Origin of the sequence: Endoryza foliicola, from assembly GCF_050589245.1 — a bacterium.
GTDB lineage: Bacteria > Bacteroidota > Bacteroidia > Chitinophagales > Chitinophagaceae > Endoryza > Endoryza foliicola.
The window spans coordinates 79,220-95,645 of the sequence record NZ_JBOBEW010000008.1; the positions used below are offsets into that span (position 1 = coordinate 79,220).

Annotated in this window: 10 protein-coding genes; all 10 read right to left on the reverse strand. The window is 41.5% G+C overall.

All coding sequences use genetic code 11. The annotated features are described in order from the left end of the window. Positions 1-26: 26 nt before the first annotated feature. The 10 genes from ACQ2HE_RS17130 to ACQ2HE_RS17175 all read right to left on the reverse strand — a co-directional run bounded on the left by ACQ2HE_RS17130 (position 27) and on the right by ACQ2HE_RS17175 (position 16,223). Positions 27-2,276, reverse strand: a complete 2,250-nt coding sequence (locus tag ACQ2HE_RS17130) for a TonB-dependent receptor (RefSeq protein ID WP_430901328.1) — start codon at positions 2,274-2,276, stop codon at positions 27-29. A 315-nt stretch (positions 2,277-2,591) separates the two neighbouring features. Further along, positions 2,592-3,917, reverse strand: coding sequence for a T9SS type A sorting domain-containing protein (locus ACQ2HE_RS17135; protein WP_430901330.1), 1,326 nt, complete (start codon positions 3,915-3,917; stop codon positions 2,592-2,594). Between the two features lie 1,391 nt (positions 3,918-5,308). Continuing rightward, positions 5,309-7,516: an invasin domain 3-containing protein gene (locus tag ACQ2HE_RS17140; protein WP_430901332.1), complete on the reverse strand. Its 2,208-nt coding sequence runs from the start codon at positions 7,514-7,516 to the stop codon at positions 5,309-5,311. A 352-nt stretch (positions 7,517-7,868) separates the two neighbouring features. Further along, the gene (gene atpA, locus ACQ2HE_RS17145) at positions 7,869-9,446 is read right to left on the reverse strand and encodes a F0F1 ATP synthase subunit alpha (protein WP_430901334.1); all 1,578 of its coding nucleotides are present in this window, start codon (positions 9,444-9,446) and stop codon (positions 7,869-7,871) included. A gap of 46 nt (positions 9,447-9,492) precedes the next feature. Further along, positions 9,493-10,056, reverse strand: coding sequence for an ATP synthase F1 subunit delta (atpH, locus tag ACQ2HE_RS17150; protein ID WP_430901336.1), 564 nt, complete (start codon positions 10,054-10,056; stop codon positions 9,493-9,495). Positions 10,057-10,100: 44 nt separating this feature from the next. Further along, positions 10,101-10,613, reverse strand: coding sequence for a F0F1 ATP synthase subunit B (gene atpF, locus ACQ2HE_RS17155; RefSeq protein WP_430901338.1), 513 nt, complete (start codon positions 10,611-10,613; stop codon positions 10,101-10,103). An 84-nt stretch (positions 10,614-10,697) separates the two neighbouring features. Beyond that, complete coding sequence (gene atpE, locus ACQ2HE_RS17160; RefSeq protein ID WP_430901340.1) at positions 10,698-10,904, reverse strand: ATP synthase F0 subunit C; 207 nt, start codon at positions 10,902-10,904, stop codon at positions 10,698-10,700. Positions 10,905-10,931: 27 nt separating this feature from the next. Next, entirely contained in the window at positions 10,932-12,002 is a 1,071-nt protein-coding gene (atpB, locus tag ACQ2HE_RS17165) for a F0F1 ATP synthase subunit A (protein ID WP_430901342.1), read from the reverse strand. A gap of 69 nt (positions 12,003-12,071) precedes the next feature. Next, positions 12,072-13,865: an ABC transporter ATP-binding protein gene (locus ACQ2HE_RS17170; RefSeq protein WP_430901344.1), complete on the reverse strand. Its 1,794-nt coding sequence runs from the start codon at positions 13,863-13,865 to the stop codon at positions 12,072-12,074. A gap of 162 nt (positions 13,866-14,027) precedes the next feature. Then, complete coding sequence (locus ACQ2HE_RS17175) at positions 14,028-16,223, reverse strand: hypothetical protein (protein ID WP_430901346.1); 2,196 nt, start codon at positions 16,221-16,223, stop codon at positions 14,028-14,030. Positions 16,224-16,426 lie beyond the last annotated feature (203 nt).

The following is a 16,426-nucleotide window of genomic DNA, read 5'->3' on the forward strand; positions in this document are numbered from 1 at the left end:
ATTATTTGTTTTTATTTTTTATAGAATTAAAGTCCATTATTGATTACTTCGTCTGATCGGTCAACACCAATACTGATAAATGCTCCAACAAATACAAACATGCGTGATGGAGGCATTATGGCTTGTTTGCGAATTCCATTGTAGGAATATTGGTATCCATAAACCTGTTTGAAGTTGAAGATATTGTTCACTTGTAAAACGTATACATCATACACTTTACGGTTTTTCTTACCTATAAAAGGAAGATAGTTTAGTCCTAAGCTTACATTGTTATAAGCAGGAGTAGTACCTTGATCTGTTACCTTGTAATTGCCATTGTTGTCGGGTAAAATATTATAATAAGGACGTCCACTATTAAAATTGTAAGCAATATTGAGGTTTGTTTTGAGTGCACTCATGAATTTCTTTATCACTAAACTAGCCGTATGCTTTGCAGCGAAATTGGGTTGAATAGCTGAAGGAAAATTGAGATAATCACGTTTGGTGTCGAGGTAAGAATAAGAGATCCAATAGTCAAGGGTTTTAACGGTTTGTTTATCACGCCAGAACAACTCAATTCCCTTTGCATCTCCAAAGCCATTGTTGTTAATCGCTTTACTTGTTCCTGTAACAAAAGCAGTTTTGTATAAATCGTCGTATTTTTTATAAAATGCCTCCAAACGAAAACTTCGCTTTGAAGTGGTTTTCATGTATTGGGCGATGTAGTGAGTTGCTTTCGAAAACAAGAGCGACGCATTGCTTGGCAATAAAGACTTTTCCGGATTTTGATAAAAAATTCCATACGCCAATGAAGCTTGGGCCTCTCTACTAAATTTATAAGCCAAAGAAGCACGTGGGGCGATGTTCCACTTATTTAACAACTGAGAATGTTCGGTACGTATGCCAATCTTCGCAGCAATATCGTTGGTGATGTACATATCCGATTCAGCGAAGAGCGAATTCAAATGCTCTTTTACCATTGATTTGAAGATTGATCCATTGTAAGCTGTATAATCCGTTTCGTCGTTACTATTATTGTACTCTGTTCCAAAACGCAGTGCAGACAAGCCTTTCAGCCTACGCTCCAATACTAACTTTGCATTAAAATATTGAGAACGATTCTTTACAGTAAATTCTTTGAATTCCATTCCGGTTACAGTTACTTTTGAACCACTCGCATCTTTCAATTCAGAATGAATATCATCTTTATTAATAGAATACGATACACCGGTTTGAATTTTCCATTTTTTCGACAAATTGTCTCTCCATGTTAAATTGTGATACGTGTTTTGATTTTTCAAGGCGAAACGATCGTAATAACCCGTTGTATCAACTGAGGGCGTAGTGAAGTCTAGTCTGTTGGTATTGTAATACCCATAGTATTTTAAGAACCCGGTTTTCGAAGTTTTGATTCGGAAATTTGCGTCACTGTTATGGAACTCAGGAGCTTGACTATAATTTTGACGTTGTTTGAAAATAGCAAAAGCGGGTGTCAAATTGTTGTATCCATAATTCAACCCCCATGAGCTGTTCTTTTTCTTCGACAACTCTTGAAAGCCTGCACCGATACCTAGAACAGACACATTGATATTTGCAACTGATTGTTCAGGCAAATCAATTGACTCTAAAATTACTGCCGATGAAAGTGCTTGACCATAGAGTGCCGAATAACCACCGGTACTAAAAACGGTTCCTTTAAAAATAAAGGGAGAAAAGCGGCTGAAAGCGGCAATATTGGGTGCTCCGGTGAAGAAGAAATTATTTACCAGGGTTCCGTCTATAAAGGTTTTTGTTTCGGTAGCGGTACCACCTCTTACAAACAGTCCTTCGCGTTCTCCTACTTGCTGCGCACCGGGAAGGGTTTTGAGGGCGCCGGTAATGTCGCCATTAGCACTAGCGGTCGTTACAATATCAATAGGGTTTAAGATAGCAGCGGCACGCTTTCGGTCGCTAGCCTCGAAGCTTCCTGCTGAAATGACAACTGCGGTCAATTCATTGGGCTCCTCTTTTAATACGATGCTTAATTCAAGTACAGTTCCGTTCAAAACCACTGCTTTTTCTTGGAGTTTGTATCCAATGGAGCTGATCAATAGAACAGCATTTCCCTTTTCAGTGGTTTTGAAACGAAAAGAACCGGTGGAGTCAGTTGTAGCTCCATCGTAACTGTCTTTCACGGCGATACTAGCCCCGGTTAAGGGCCTGTTTTTGCTATCTTGAACTTTACCTTGAATAAGCGTCTGAGCTTTGGCTATTTGAGTAGCCAGTAAGAGCGCCAACAAAGCAATTAAGTGATTCATGCTTGTAAATTTATCTCAAAACTAAACTAGTTTATATTATAAACCAAATTGAAAAATAAAAATCATGGTTTGTAGGTAGGAAGAAGTTATTCGGTTATTAGGTTTAATCGTTTTTTAGTTTAATGGCTGAAAGCCAAGTATTCTACTGAAAATGTGTAATAGTAAGGGGGGAAATGCTCCTAGTGCCAACTTAATTACTTCGAAACTAAAAAACTAAATAACTGTTTTCCAGTGCATTAGAAGACTCTAAATAAAAATAGGCCCTCCGTAGAAACGGAAGGCCTTTGTTGATCGTACCCTTTAAAAAAACGCTCTTTATTGTTTTATGAAGCGTTGACTAGCAACTGCACCTTTCAAGTTCACTCGAACGAGGTAGGCTCCTGAGGGTAGGTTGGAGACAGATACCTGTTCGGTTTGGCTAGCCGAGCTTATCAAAATTTGTTTTACTACTTGACCGCTGAGAGTAAGAATCTCAATTGAGCCGGCTTTTTGTTGCATTTCTGCGGGCAAACCAATTCTCAAGTCGTTTACTACAGGGTTAGGGAATAATTGAACCGTTACTTGCTTGCTATCTGAACCCATGCGCACCAATTTGGTTTCAGAGTATTTGAACTTTCCGTCGATGTCAACCATTTTCAATCGATAGTACAGTACGCCTTTGCTATCTGAAGGAACGGCGTTATCGGTATACTTGTAAGCAACATCACCTACACTGTTTCCTTTTGCAAATGTGATAGACACTTGGTTGAAGTCTACTCCATTGGTACTTCTTTCCAGGCTATAATAGTTCAAGTTTTCTTCCATTGAGCTTACCCAATTCAAAGCAGGTTTTAATGCGTCCAAGCTAGCTGTAAAAGACTTCAATGTTACCGGCAAACGAACTTCAGTTGGTGTAACGAAATTGAAGTTTTTGAAATAAATCGAATTCATTCGATCTGCTGCTCCACTGGCTCCTGTGCTATGACCACCTGTTCTAACTCTGAAACTATTTGTGTTTGAATACGCAGTGGTAACCATTACACGTGTAGCACCGGTATCAATATTGGTATAGTTCGTAACAGGGCCATCAAATCTTCTACCGGTTACAGACAACAAGTTTGCTACGGTTTCAAGAATGTTAGTTCCAATGAGGGTAGTATTGGCTTCTGTTGCATAGGTATCAAAACCATAGAATCCAACCCACTCATTAATTTTATCACCATTGCCATCTATATCCACCGCAGTAGCTTTGAAAGCATTCACTGTTACAGGAGTAGAAGTATTTGTTTTCACAAATGAAATCTGAAACTCCATCCACCAATCGGAAACGCCATTGGGCGTTGTGTTGTTATTATAAGTGACTTGTGGTTGAAAAGCTTTGTCGAAACCACTAGAAGATAAATCGATTGCTACTAAAGAAACCAAGTTATTTGAGCGACCGTTAATTTTCACCAACGCGTCTACACCACTTGTAACACTTGAAAATCGGTACACTGCATTGTTTGCGCCACCTGTTCCTGAAATAAGTGCAGGGTTTCTGAATACGAGTTCTTGAGCACTCGCAGTTTTAGAGATAAAGCAGGTCAAACCCAACAGGAAAGTGGCTTTGAATAAGCTAACGATCCAGTTCAAGATCAATTTTGGGTAAATCATCGTTTTCATTTTTAAAAGGTTTAATAGTTAAAATTTTCGTTTTATTAAAAAGTAATGAACACTGATCTGGGTGGATTTTGAGGAGGTTCAGCAGGATTGGAATGGTGGGACGAATTTTAAAAAATGTCCAGCCCGTAGAAACGGGCCGGAGTTGTTGATCGTACCCTTTAAAATAAATCGTTGCTCAGGTTTACACCTGATAATTATATTGATAACAATTGCTTGTTAAGAACTCTTTGGATCAAGAGTATTGGATGGAGTGTTGTTAGATAGGATTGGAACGCTGGTACAAACTTTAAAAAATGTCCAGCCCGTAGAAACGGGCCGGAGTTGTTGATCGTACCCTTTAAAATAAACCGTTGCTCAGGTTTACACCTGATAATTATATTGATAACAATTGCTTGTTAAGAACTCTTTGGATCAAGAGTATTGGATGGAGTGTTGTTAGATAGGATTGGAACGCCGGTACAAACTTTAAAAAATGTCCAGCCCGTAGAAACGGGCCGGAGTTGTTGATCGTACCCTTTAAAATAAACCGTTGCTCAGGTTTGCACCTGATAATTATATTGATAACAATTGCTTGTTAAGAACTCTTTGGATCAAGAGTATTGGATGGAGTGTTGTTAGATAGGATTGGAACGCCGGTACAAACTTTAAAAAATGTCCAGCCCGTAGAAACGGGCCGGAGTTGTTGATCGTACCCTTTAAAATAAACCGTTGCTCAGGTTTGCACCTGATAATTATATTGATAACAATTGCTTGTTAAGAACTCTTTGGATCAAGAGTATTGGATGGAGTGTTGTTAGATAGGATTGGAACGCCGGTACAAACTTTAAAAAATGTCCAGCCCGTAGAAACGGGCCGGAGTTGTTGATCGTACCCTTTAAAATAAATTCTTTAGTATATACATATCCGTTATATAACGGAATACAATAATTTCCGAGTATTGAATGGTTTTGGCCGTTCAGCACTTCTATTTACAACCTTAAAAAATGGGGGAGAGTGACCTGATGCGTGTTAGAACCAACAACTGCATCTTGCATTACGAAAAGCGAATTGCTTGTGATAACTTCGTAAGCCTTTTTCAAATTGAGGCACAGGTACATCTTCATTTTTTTAAGGGACAGATTAATCAAACTGGTTAGAGGAAGATGGATGTAACTGGAATTACGAAGGATTGGAGTGGTTGTCGTGAGCTGTGTTATTGCTGCTTGACGATGTAAAGATTGCACGCATTTTTTATAAATGCAAGCCCTTAGCAAAAAAAGTTTGAAAATTATCTTGAAACAAGTGTTCAAAACATTGAAAACCAGCTTTCAATAAAATGCAAAAAAAAGCTTCGAAAACATCTAGATGTTCCGAAGCTTCGTATCACCAAGGGCAAATAAAAACCGGGGGTATTAATTTTTACTCAGTCGGAGGTATTCAATTACTCCTGCTTTGGTTTCCAGTTTCACGAAATACAATCCTTTCTGTAGTTTACTGATGTCGTAGAACTTTTGCGGTTCATTCCAGTGACTGATACGGTTGCCGCTTTCGTTATAAAGCACGATCGATTTTACTTCTGTTATTGCAATACCATTCACATAGAACTTATCGGAAGCCGGTACAGGAAACAATGAAATCTTAGCATTGCTACTCACCTCTCCTACCTTCTTAATTGTTGAATATACCGATACACCTGAACTAGCTTTTTGCTTCACACGATACCAAGTAGTATTGGGTGTGTAATTTTTATCTATAATTTTATAGGTTGTGGGGGTTGATCGGTTCAACGCTACAAGTGGCTCCGCCACCGCATTCCAAGTATTTCCATTGGTGGTGCGCTCTACCTCATAACTTGCAATTTCTGATTCTTGTTCAATTATCCATTCAATTATCACTTCTTGATCTTTTCTGTATGCCTTCAAGTCGCCCCATGTAGCTGGCAGGGCAGATGTAAACAATACTGTTACTGAATTGGAACCCGAAGAGCCATTTAATGTATAGGTTATAAGAGCTGAACCATAGGCTGTCGCACTCGTTAATACAGCCGAGTAAGTACCATTGTTGTTATCTGTTACAGTACCTATAGATCCGTAGGAAGTTGTAATAACCACCACACCTCCGCTAGCGGTAAGGTTTACCCCGTTTACATCTTTCAATTGAACTGTTATATTCGCCGTGCTTACACCATTTGCAATGATTACATAGTGACTCGTTCCAATAGATGAATTCACAACACTGGCTGATACAGGAACATAACCACAAATATTAATAACTGGTGTAGAACTACAGTTGTGTACCAAGGTTGTAGAAGAGGGACTTTGCGCTGTGCTGCTACCATCTCCCATACTTCCATCGGTTTGGTGACCCACATAACAGAACTGAGATGTTCCTTCTCTGATGTAAACCAATGTGTGGCCTCCTACTTCTGCGAAGATGGCATTCTCAGTTGAGGCATTGAACAATACAGGCATTCCAGGGTCATAGTTTCCGGCAGTGGAGCCGGTAGAGGTCCCATCAGCAGTTCTTCCAAACATACCAACACTGTTATTTCCCCAAGTATACAAGTCGCCATTGGTCAAAATAGCTGCAACTCCCGGATAAGAGGAGTTGTGTTCTTGTACGGAGAAAGTGGACACGTTGGTCATATTTGTTGATGCATCTTTTTTTACTTGCACCCATGAACGCCTCTCTGTTGTTGTGAAATCACCGCACTGTTTCTGAGTATTGTCTCCTAGCGAATATAGATCACCGTTATTTCGAAGTAGATAATAGGTATTTTTTGTAGTACTGGTTCCTGCAATGCCTCCGGTTACTCCAATCATTGCCGGAACTTCGTTCACCAAAGCAGCGGGCTTGGTCATTAATGTTGCATAGTTCTTTGCAGATGAAGCATTGCCATCTCCCAGATATACGTTGTTTCCCCAAGTATAAATATTTCCATCGGAGGTAAGTGCATAAAGGGCATTGTATGTTGAACTACTCACTTGACCCCTCACTGCTGTAACATTCGTTAAGTTAGTAGTACTATTGATCTTAACTTGTTTCCAGGTATTGCTCCCTGCAGAGCCTGCCGTTCCACCATTTGCCTCCAAAGCAAGCGTAACTTGTGTAAGCACCCATACTGCTCCTGCATTTGTACGAATAACCAGCGTTTGATAAGTTGCAAATAATTGAGCTACATCGGTTGGATTCACACCCGTAGGCAACCCATAAGAATTGGCACCTGAAATAGCGGTTATTTGTTGGAACGCATTAGAAGAGGTGAGTGATGTTTCCAATACCATATCCTCCACACCCCAAGCCCATAAGCCGGTGGTGGTAAGGATAATTGCTTGGTCAACGTCTGTACCACTCTTATTGCCTCCAATTGCATACTTTAGTATCGTTCCGGTATAGGAATAAGAAGAGGAAATTACAGGCGTGGGCGACAATACATCTGAGGTACCATTGGCACCCATTGACGCTCCCCAAACTTTGAGCGTATCGGTGGTAGTGATTGCTAATGTGGAGTGGTAACCACTCACCATCTTATCGTAGCGATCGTTCACGTTACATTGCGCCGAAAGATATTGACGGCTGCTGATGGTTAATAGGAATAGAAAGAGTAAAAATCTTTTCATAGAGGCGGAATTAGGACGTTTAGAAATCTAGATTTCCAACTAAGTCCATTTTTCCGAGCAGCTATTTTCAAGTTTCTGCTATTGTAAATCGTGTAGATCTGTTTCATAGAGAAATGGATTTAGGGGTTACATTCGGATCAACACTTTAAAAATAATACCCATATATGGCATTTGGAAGTGACCCAGCTCAGGCTGGGGGAAAAAGAGCCGGTTTCTTTACAAGTTAAATCCTTTCAAGTATTACCTTATAAGGGAAACTAATTATGCGAATAATCGATATTCTTCGAAAAAGGGCAAAAAAAATCCCGAAGGATTGCTCCTTCGGGATCGTATTGTAAAGATCGCTTAGATCTTATTTGTACTGAGGAATGATTCCGTTAGCCAATTCTACCATTTTCTTCACGCCATCTTCAGGAAGGTTTCCTTTCTTGAATTCAGCCAATACTTCCGGTAGTTTTTGCTCCATTTCCATCAAGAAGTGATCTTCGAAATCTTTCACTTTCTTAACAGCTACTTCGCGCAACAAACCTTGCGTACCGAGGTAAATGATCGCTACTTGCTTCTCAACGCTGAAAGGTGCGAACTGAGCTTGTTTCAAGATTTCCACGTTACGTGAACCTTTGTCCAATACCAGTTTCGTAGCAGCATCGAGGTCACCACCGAATTTAGAGAAAGCTTCCATCTCACGATAGAGGGCTTGGTCTAACTTCAAGGTACCTGCTACTTTCTTCATTGATTTGATCTGAGCGTTACCACCCACACGGCTTACAGAGATACCTACGTTGATCGCCGGACGGATACCACTGTTGAAGAGGTTACCTTCCAAGAAGATCTGACCGTCGGTAATTGAGATTACGTTGGTTGGAATGTATGCAGATACGTCACCCGCTTGCGTTTCAATAATTGGTAAGGCTGTTAAAGAGCCACCGCCTTTTACCAAATGCTTGATGCTTTCAGGTAAATCGTTCATGTCTTTCGCAACTGAATCGTCGTTGATTACTTTCGCAGCGCGCTCGAGCAAACGACTGTGGAGGTAGAATACGTCACCAGGATATGCTTCACGACCAGGAGGACGACGGAGCAACAATGACACCTCGCGGTAAGCCACGGCTTGTTTAGAAAGGTCATCATAGATGATCAAAGCAGGACGTCCGGTATCACGGAAGAACTCACCAATTGCTGCACCCGCGAATGGAGCGTAGAATTGAAGAGGAGCCGGGTCAGAAGCAGAAGCTGCAACGATGGTAGTGTAAGCCATCGCACCATTGTCTTCCAAAGTCTTCATTACACCTGCAATGGTAGACGCTTTTTGACCAATAGCTACGTAGATACAATATACTGGTTTACCTGCTTGGTAAAATTCTTTTTGGTTGATGATAGTGTCGATCGCGATCGCGGTTTTACCGGTTTGACGGTCACCGATGATCAACTCACGTTGTCCACGACCGATGGGGATCATCGCGTCGATGGCCTTGATACCGGTTTGGAGTGGTTCTTTAACCGGCTCACGGAAGATAACCCCGGGAGCTTTACGCTCTAAAGGCATTTCGTAACGAGCACCTTCAATTGGACCTTTACCGTCGATGGCTTCGCCCAATGTGTTTACAACACGACCGAGCATTCCTTCACCTACGTTGATAGAGGCAATTTTACCGGTACGACGTACTTTACCGCCTTCTTTAATGTCGCCGCTTTCACCCATCAATACCACACCCACGTTGTCTTCTTCAAGGTTCAATGCGATAGCGCGAACACCGTTTTCAAATTCAACGAGTTCACCACTACGAACATTGTTCAATCCGTATACGCGGGCAATACCATCACCCACTTGTAACACCGTACCTACTTCTTCGAGGTCGGCAGCTACGTTAAAGTTGCTGAGCTGTTGGCGTAATATCGCCGATATCTCATCCGGTTTAATTTCTACCATATAGAAATGTTTATCGTTTTTTCGTAATTGTTATACTAATAAGTTACTAGCGAATTTTATAAATAAAGTCATTATTCATAAACTGCGCTTTCACCTTATTTAAATCGTAAGCGATCGAACCATCTACCAAAGTATCACCCAATTCCAACACAAATCCACCGATCAATGCTTCGTTCACAGCAGTTTCCATTTCAATCAATTTCATGGAAGTTTGTTCTTGAACTTTAGCGATAATGGCTTGCTTGATTTCTTCTGAAACCGGAGCTGCCGTGGTTAACTTGATGGTATAAATTCCTTTGTGCGCTTTGTATTGTTCTACAAAAGCGGTGATGATTTCAGGCAGATTGCTTTCACGTCCTTTAGACACCAACAGTTTAATGAAACCAGAAGTGATGTCTTGAACTTTACCTTGTGTAACCGATTGGAGTACGCCCAATTTTTTATCGGCTTTGATTACAGGGCTTCTCAACACTGCAACAAACTCACGGCTGGCCTTACAAACTTGTTGTAAGAACAGCATATCGTTATACACCTGCTCCAGCTGGTTGGTTTCCAACGATAATCCAAGAATACTCTTGGCGTATCTTCCGGCTAAACGGGGGTTAGGCATATTCTGTTTTTAATTTATTGTTCAGAAGGTTTCCCTTCGAATGATTAGTTCAACTTTACTTCGTCGGTCAATTGCTTGATATAACCTTCTTGCTCACCTTTGTTAGAAAGTTCGCGACGCAATACTTTTTCAGATACTTCGATCACCAATTTACCAACCTGATTTTTCACGTCGGTTAAAGCGGCCATCTTCTGAGCGTGGATCGCTTGCTGAGCTTCGGCAACAATTTTGTTGGCTTCTGCTTTCGCTTGCTCTTTTGCTTCGTTGATAATGCGATCTTTTGTATCACGAGCTTCTTTCAGCATTTGAGCGCGTTCTTCACGTGCTTTGGCCATTAGGGCTTCGTTCTCACTTTTCAACTGAGCCATTTCAGCTTTTACTCTTTCAGCAGTAGCCAATGAGTCGTTGATGGTTTCTTCTCTTTTCTTGATTGCACCCAAGATAGGCTTCCAAGCAAATTTTGCCAGAACAAACAACAACAACAAGAAAGAGAGTGTAGTCCAAACGATCAAACCAATCTCTGGTTTAATCAGCGGGTTTATTTCTAAGAAGAACATACTGAATCGTTCTTTAAATAAGTTTTAAAATCGAAGTAAAAGCCCCTGTCGCCTTGTGCTTGGGGGCTTTTAGTACAGTACAAATTACAGACCCAAGAATGCGATAACGCAAGCGAACAAGGCAACCGCTTCTACGAAGGCAGCAGCGATCAACATGTTTGTCTGAATTTGAGAAGCCATTTCAGGCTGGCGAGCCATGCTTTCTAAAGCAGAGCCACCAATGCGTCCGATACCGATAGCCGCACCAATTGCAGCTAAACCAGCACCAACAGCAGCTAAAGTTCCTGTCATTGTTTATGGTTTTATTTAATAAAAAAATTAATGGTGGTCGCCATGGTGCTCTTCAGTAGCCATACTGATGTACACCGTAGACAACAACGTAAATATGAATGCCTGGATAAATGCTACCAGTAATTCGATCATGCTTAAGGCTAACGTAAATGGAACCACTACGGTAGCTACTGCAATAGACTTCAACACGAAAATCAAACACACGATACCCAAAATCAATACGTGACCTGCAGTAATGTTAGCGAACAAACGCACCATCAATGAAATGGGCTTTGTAAATACACCAATGAATTCAATAGGTGCCAAGAAGATCTTCATCGGTACAGGTACACCCGGCATCCAGAAGATGTGCTTCCAGTAGTTTCCATTTCCATTCAAGTTTACCAATAAGAAGGTAAACACTGCCAAGGTACATGTGAAGGCGATATTACCACTCACGTTTGCACCACCGGGGAAGAATGGAATCAATCCCATCAAGTTATTGATAAGAATGAAGAAGAACACGGTTAATAAGAAAGGCAAGTACTTAGGAGCGCGGTCACCTAAAATAGGCTTCGCTACATCGTCCTTGATCGTCATGATTACCGGCTCAACAAAACCCGCCAATCCACGAGGACCATTCACACCTTTCTTTTTATAATAAGATCCTAAAGACAAGAAAATAAGAAGGAGTACTGTTACTGACAACAACAAGGAAGCTACGTTCTTTGTGATTGAGAAATCCCAAATCTTCGCACTCGCTTCTTCGTCAATTTTACCATCGGCACCAAATACTTTGATCTTTCCCTCTTCAATTCCATACAAATAGTTGCCTTGGAACTTCTCATGACCATGGTGGAAATTACCTCCGGAGAATACTTCAAAACCTTTGTCTGTGTAAAGAATTACAGGCAAAGGAACAGACAAGGAACCCACAATATGCCATTCGTGCGCATCTTTGATGTGCTCGAAAATGATCTCTTTGGGGTTGATCTTCTCTTCTGATTCTTCAATCTTCACATGTTCGGGCTCATGCTGAGCTTTCACAGAGGGAGCCAGAAGCACCAAGCCTGCGCTGAAAGCCGCTACCAATAAGCATTTGAGACTCTTGATCGTCATACCTGTCTGTAAATTTGCCGCAAAGATACGTCGGAACAGGTAGAATTAATAATAAATCGTTAAGAAATATTAATGGAGAATCTTAGGGGTATCGAACTGCATTTTGTAGAGTGACGCATAGAACCCGCCAAGTGCCAATAACTCGTCGTGCGTGCCCATTTCTTTGAGTTCGCCTCTGTCTAACACAATGATTTTGTTGGCTTTACGAATGGTGCTCAAACGGTGAGCAATGATAATGGAAGTGCGACCCGAAATCAAGGTATCGATCGCTTTTTGTATAAGTAGCTCACTCTCAGTATCCACCGAAGAAGTGGCTTCATCCAATACTAAAATGGACGGATTATAGAGTAGTGCTCTTATAAAAGAAATGAGCTGACGTTGCCCCAAACTGAGGGTAGAACCACGCTCCATAACATTAAAGTCGTAACCACCAGGCAAACTCATGATAAACTCATGCATATCAATCATTTGTGCAGCCTGTATCACTTGTTCTCGACTAATATTCGGGTTTCTTAACGTGATATTGTCGTAAATAGACCCCGAGAACAGAAATACGTCTTGCAAAACTATTCCAATATTTTTTCGCAGGGCATCGAGTTGAAATTCTTTGATAGAAACACCGTCAACTTTAATGTCACCTTCTTGAATTTGGTAAAGTCGGTTCAGCAAACTGATGATGGAGGTCTTTCCGCTTCCTGTATGACCTACCAAGGCCACGGTTTCTCCCGGTTTTACGTCGAAACTGATGTTTTTTAGAACAGGGGTTCCGGGTGTATAGCTGAATTGCACTTTATCGAATTGAATGGCACCCTCGAGGCCTTCCGGAGCAAAGCTGCCCTCTTCTTCTTTCTTTATATAGTCTTCATTATCAATCACTTTGAACACACGCTCGCTGGCAATCATGCCCATTTGCAATACGTTGAACTTGTCTGCAATTACCCGCAATGGTCGAAACAGTAGGTTCAAGTACATCACGAAGGCGATAATTTTTCCCGCCATTTCAGTGGCTTCCTCTCCCGACATGGCCAGCGCACTAGTAGCTCCCCACCACACCAGCAAACCGGTAGAAACGGCCAGAATGATCTCCACTACAGGGAAGAAAACCGAATAAGCGAAAATGGCTTTGATATTCGCGTCGCGGTGGGTTTTATTGATCTTCTTGAATTTGTTAAACTCTTGGTCTTCAGCGGCAAAGGACTGAACCACCGCCATTCCGGTAAGGTGTTCTTGAACAAAGGCATTCAGGGCAGCCACGGCATTTCGCACAATCATAAAGCTTTTGTTCACGCTTTCTTTGAAGAAATAAGTAGCAATGATCAAAAGTGGGAAAGGTGCAAGGCAAATAAGGGTAAGCTTCCAATCGGTCACCAACATTACGATGAAAATGGAAATGATGGAGAGCAAATCGGCCACAATAGGAATGAGACCATCAGCGAAAATATCGTTGATGCTTTCAATATCGTTAATGGTGCGGGTGGTAAGCGTACCGATGGGGGTTTGATCGAATTGACGAAGGTTGAGTCCCACAATTTTGCGGTATACCTGTTGACGTATATCGTTCACTACATGTTGACCTAGCCATGCGGTGATGAACGTGAAATAAAATCGTGCGCCGGTTTCCACCAACAATACAGCTATTTGAATAACGGTGATCCAGATCACCCAATTGATGTTCTCCTGAGCGATGAAAGTAGTAACCGTTTTTTGAATTAGAAAAGGACGAACCGGTGCGAGCACTGCTAGTGCAATGGATAAAAAGATGGAAATGAAAAAACGTGTTTTGTAGGGAGCTGCATATCGAAACACCCTTTTCAACAAACTCACATCGAGAATCTTCTTCTTCTTGGCCGGCTGATCAGACATAATGCAAAGAAAAACAAAACGGGTTAGAATTGGCGAATAAAGTTATGGGTGGCGGTAGGGGGTTGGGCGTTAGGCCTTAGGCTTTGGGCTTTAGGTCCACAGATTAGCCTCCGATATTCAATCAGCCTGACTGCCGGCTGTTCAATTATTAATTATTAATTGTTAATTATTAATTCTCAAGTTGTACGCCTTAATAAACAAGGCCCCCAAATTTTTATACGGTGGAATATAGTCGTCGAATTTTTCTTTGGCGTCGCCGGAAGTGAATTTACCGGTGAGCTCTTTCCAAATGGCTACCCAGTCGATGTTTTTACCGGCGGTGATGCTGGCATTCAAAGCCTGAATGATAGGCTCGTTCACGTGCATGGTTCCGGTTTGTTTCGAAGAAATGATGTGTGCATCGCTGCTGATGTTCAGCACTTCGTTGATATTATTATATCCACCACAAGAACCCAACACTACTATTCTTGCAGATGGCATTAAACGACGCATGGTAGACTTCACGTGGTAACTGTGCCCACGATGGATGTATACCGATGGTTGAATATTGCGATCGAAAAGATAATCATTCAAATGATCGATAGCCGTTTCTTCCGGATCGTTTTCACCATACAAGGGCTTGTTGGCGTAGATTTGAAAGTTCTTGTTCTTGTTATTAATGATGGATACCCATTCCGCATTCTCGGTTACTTTCCAATTGGCATTGCCGCGGAAATTGGCCATGAAACTGGCGAAAGAGTTCTGTCCGTCTTTGTCTTCATCACCATAAAAGAATGCTTGCATTACAATACGGCTGCTATCGTCTTTTAAAGATTTTAAATCAACCGTGTATACAGGTGGAATACCAAGTTCTGCACTAACGTCCACTTTCTTGGAGGTATCGGCCGATTGAAACAACACTTTCAAGATATTATAGATCGTTATGCCCTTTCTATTTTGAATGATTTCATTCTTTTCATAATTCCATTCCACTTCTGTGCGAATGAAACGAGCGAGTTCCGGATTTTTATCCATGATGCTGCTGTAAGAATCGGCTACATCTACTGCTTCTTCTGTGCCCTTTGTTTTCTCCAGTCCAATTACGAAGGCTTTCATCAAGATATTAGCATTGTCCTTTTCAATTCTACCTAGAAAATCGTTGAGGGTATTGTAGCCGGCGCACATCTTAATGAACTTACGGAAGAAATCAGCGTGTACGCTTAACAACAAACTATCACCTCTAGGATTGCTCATGCGTTGGAAAATACGGGGATATACTCCTTTTACGAAACTGGAAGTATAGATCTGATCTTCGCATAATACCGCCAGATAATACAGCTCTTGAGCCGTTAAACCTTCCAACCGTTTAAAGCGAACGGCTTCATTGTTTTCGGAGTGCAATGCATTGATTTCATTCACGAAGTACTCTTGCGCTTTTTTACGCATCATATCAGTGAGTGATTTCAATTCACGTGCGGTATCTCTGGTTGGAGGCAGCAATCTGCCGGCGTATTCAATTCTTGTATTCACCAATAATCGATAATAGGCGAACTCGTTGGTCAGCACTTTATCGATGTCTTCCATGGTAATTTTTCCGCGTAAAATGTTTTCTAAGAACGGCATGTACAGGCGACCGCTCTTGCTATTGGCCATGGTGGCAATAGTGTGAACCAGGGTATCGGGGTGTTTGCGAATGCGATCACCCAGAGCGTTTCTAGCCTGAGCAAAATCGTAAAAGCGCGGAATGTCATAGTTTGCAGCGATCACAATAAAACTATCTGCAAAATAGAGATCGGTATTATTTCTCAGCACCTTCAAAATCTCTTCCGGGTGGAGGCCTAGGTATTTTCTGAGCACTTCGGTTCTGCCGGGTGCCACTCCCGGATTTTCCGTTGGGAAAGTGAAAAGTTCCACCAAAATCTTGGCAACACCGTAAGGCTCGCGTTCAATGAGCGGGAAAACGGACTCGTTCTTATAATCGAGTTTCATTCCTTCTTCGAAAGCATCCACTAAGGGTTGGGCGAGGGCGATTCCGAAATCCTTGTTCTTGAAATTATCGGTGAACCCCTTCAGCATCATTTCGAGGCTGCGGAGGTATTTTTTCTTGGTATTGCCATTGAAAACGGTGTCGAGTTCAATTTGCATCTGTAACTGATCCACTCTCTTGATCAATGCATTGGAAACATGCAGGTTCAAAGCAGGGTCGGTAGATACCTTCACGGCACCGGCTTCATCTACAAGTTTCTTTTGCTGTTTGTCAATATTATCGTGCCAGAGCAGGCGGTCGGTGGCTACTTTATAGGAGACGGGGTCTTGCGCCTTTACCAAGGCGGGAATAAAGAAGGACCCTAAGAAAAATGCGTATACGAATTTTTTCATGATGATCAACAAAACAAAAATACTATCATTTCGTGTTAATTAAACGTTTCTTATTGCTTTTCACGTATTTATGAGGCTAAGAATTTCTACTTATTTACTATGTTAACGCCTGAAATCGGGCCATTTTGCAATAAAATAGACGGTTATTGAACTGTTAGGGTTTTATTTCCCGGCTGTTAAATTTCAGGTCGGTCGTATTAAGA

Bases quoted from the DNA above. Each gene is read 5' to 3' on its own strand.
- ACQ2HE_RS17130 (WP_430901328.1), bottom strand. From the start codon at position 2,276: ATGAATCACTTAATTGCTTTGTTGGCGCTCTTACTGGCTACTCAAATA.
- ACQ2HE_RS17135 (WP_430901330.1), bottom strand. From the start codon at position 3,917: ATGAAAACGATGATTTACCCAAAATTGATCTTGAACTGGATCGTTAGC.
- ACQ2HE_RS17140 (WP_430901332.1), bottom strand. From the start codon at position 7,516: ATGAAAAGATTTTTACTCTTTCTATTCCTATTAACCATCAGCAGCCGT.
- atpA (WP_430901334.1), bottom strand. From the start codon at position 9,446: ATGGTAGAAATTAAACCGGATGAGATATCGGCGATATTACGCCAACAG.
- atpH (WP_430901336.1), bottom strand. From the start codon at position 10,056: ATGCCTAACCCCCGTTTAGCCGGAAGATACGCCAAGAGTATTCTTGGA.
- atpF (WP_430901338.1), bottom strand. From the start codon at position 10,613: ATGTTCTTCTTAGAAATAAACCCGCTGATTAAACCAGAGATTGGTTTG.
- atpE (WP_430901340.1), bottom strand. From the start codon at position 10,904: ATGACAGGAACTTTAGCTGCTGTTGGTGCTGGTTTAGCTGCAATTGGT.
- atpB (WP_430901342.1), bottom strand. From the start codon at position 12,002: ATGACGATCAAGAGTCTCAAATGCTTATTGGTAGCGGCTTTCAGCGCA.
- ACQ2HE_RS17170 (WP_430901344.1), bottom strand. From the start codon at position 13,865: ATGTCTGATCAGCCGGCCAAGAAGAAGAAGATTCTCGATGTGAGTTTG.
- ACQ2HE_RS17175 (WP_430901346.1), bottom strand. From the start codon at position 16,223: ATGAAAAAATTCGTATACGCATTTTTCTTAGGGTCCTTCTTTATTCCC.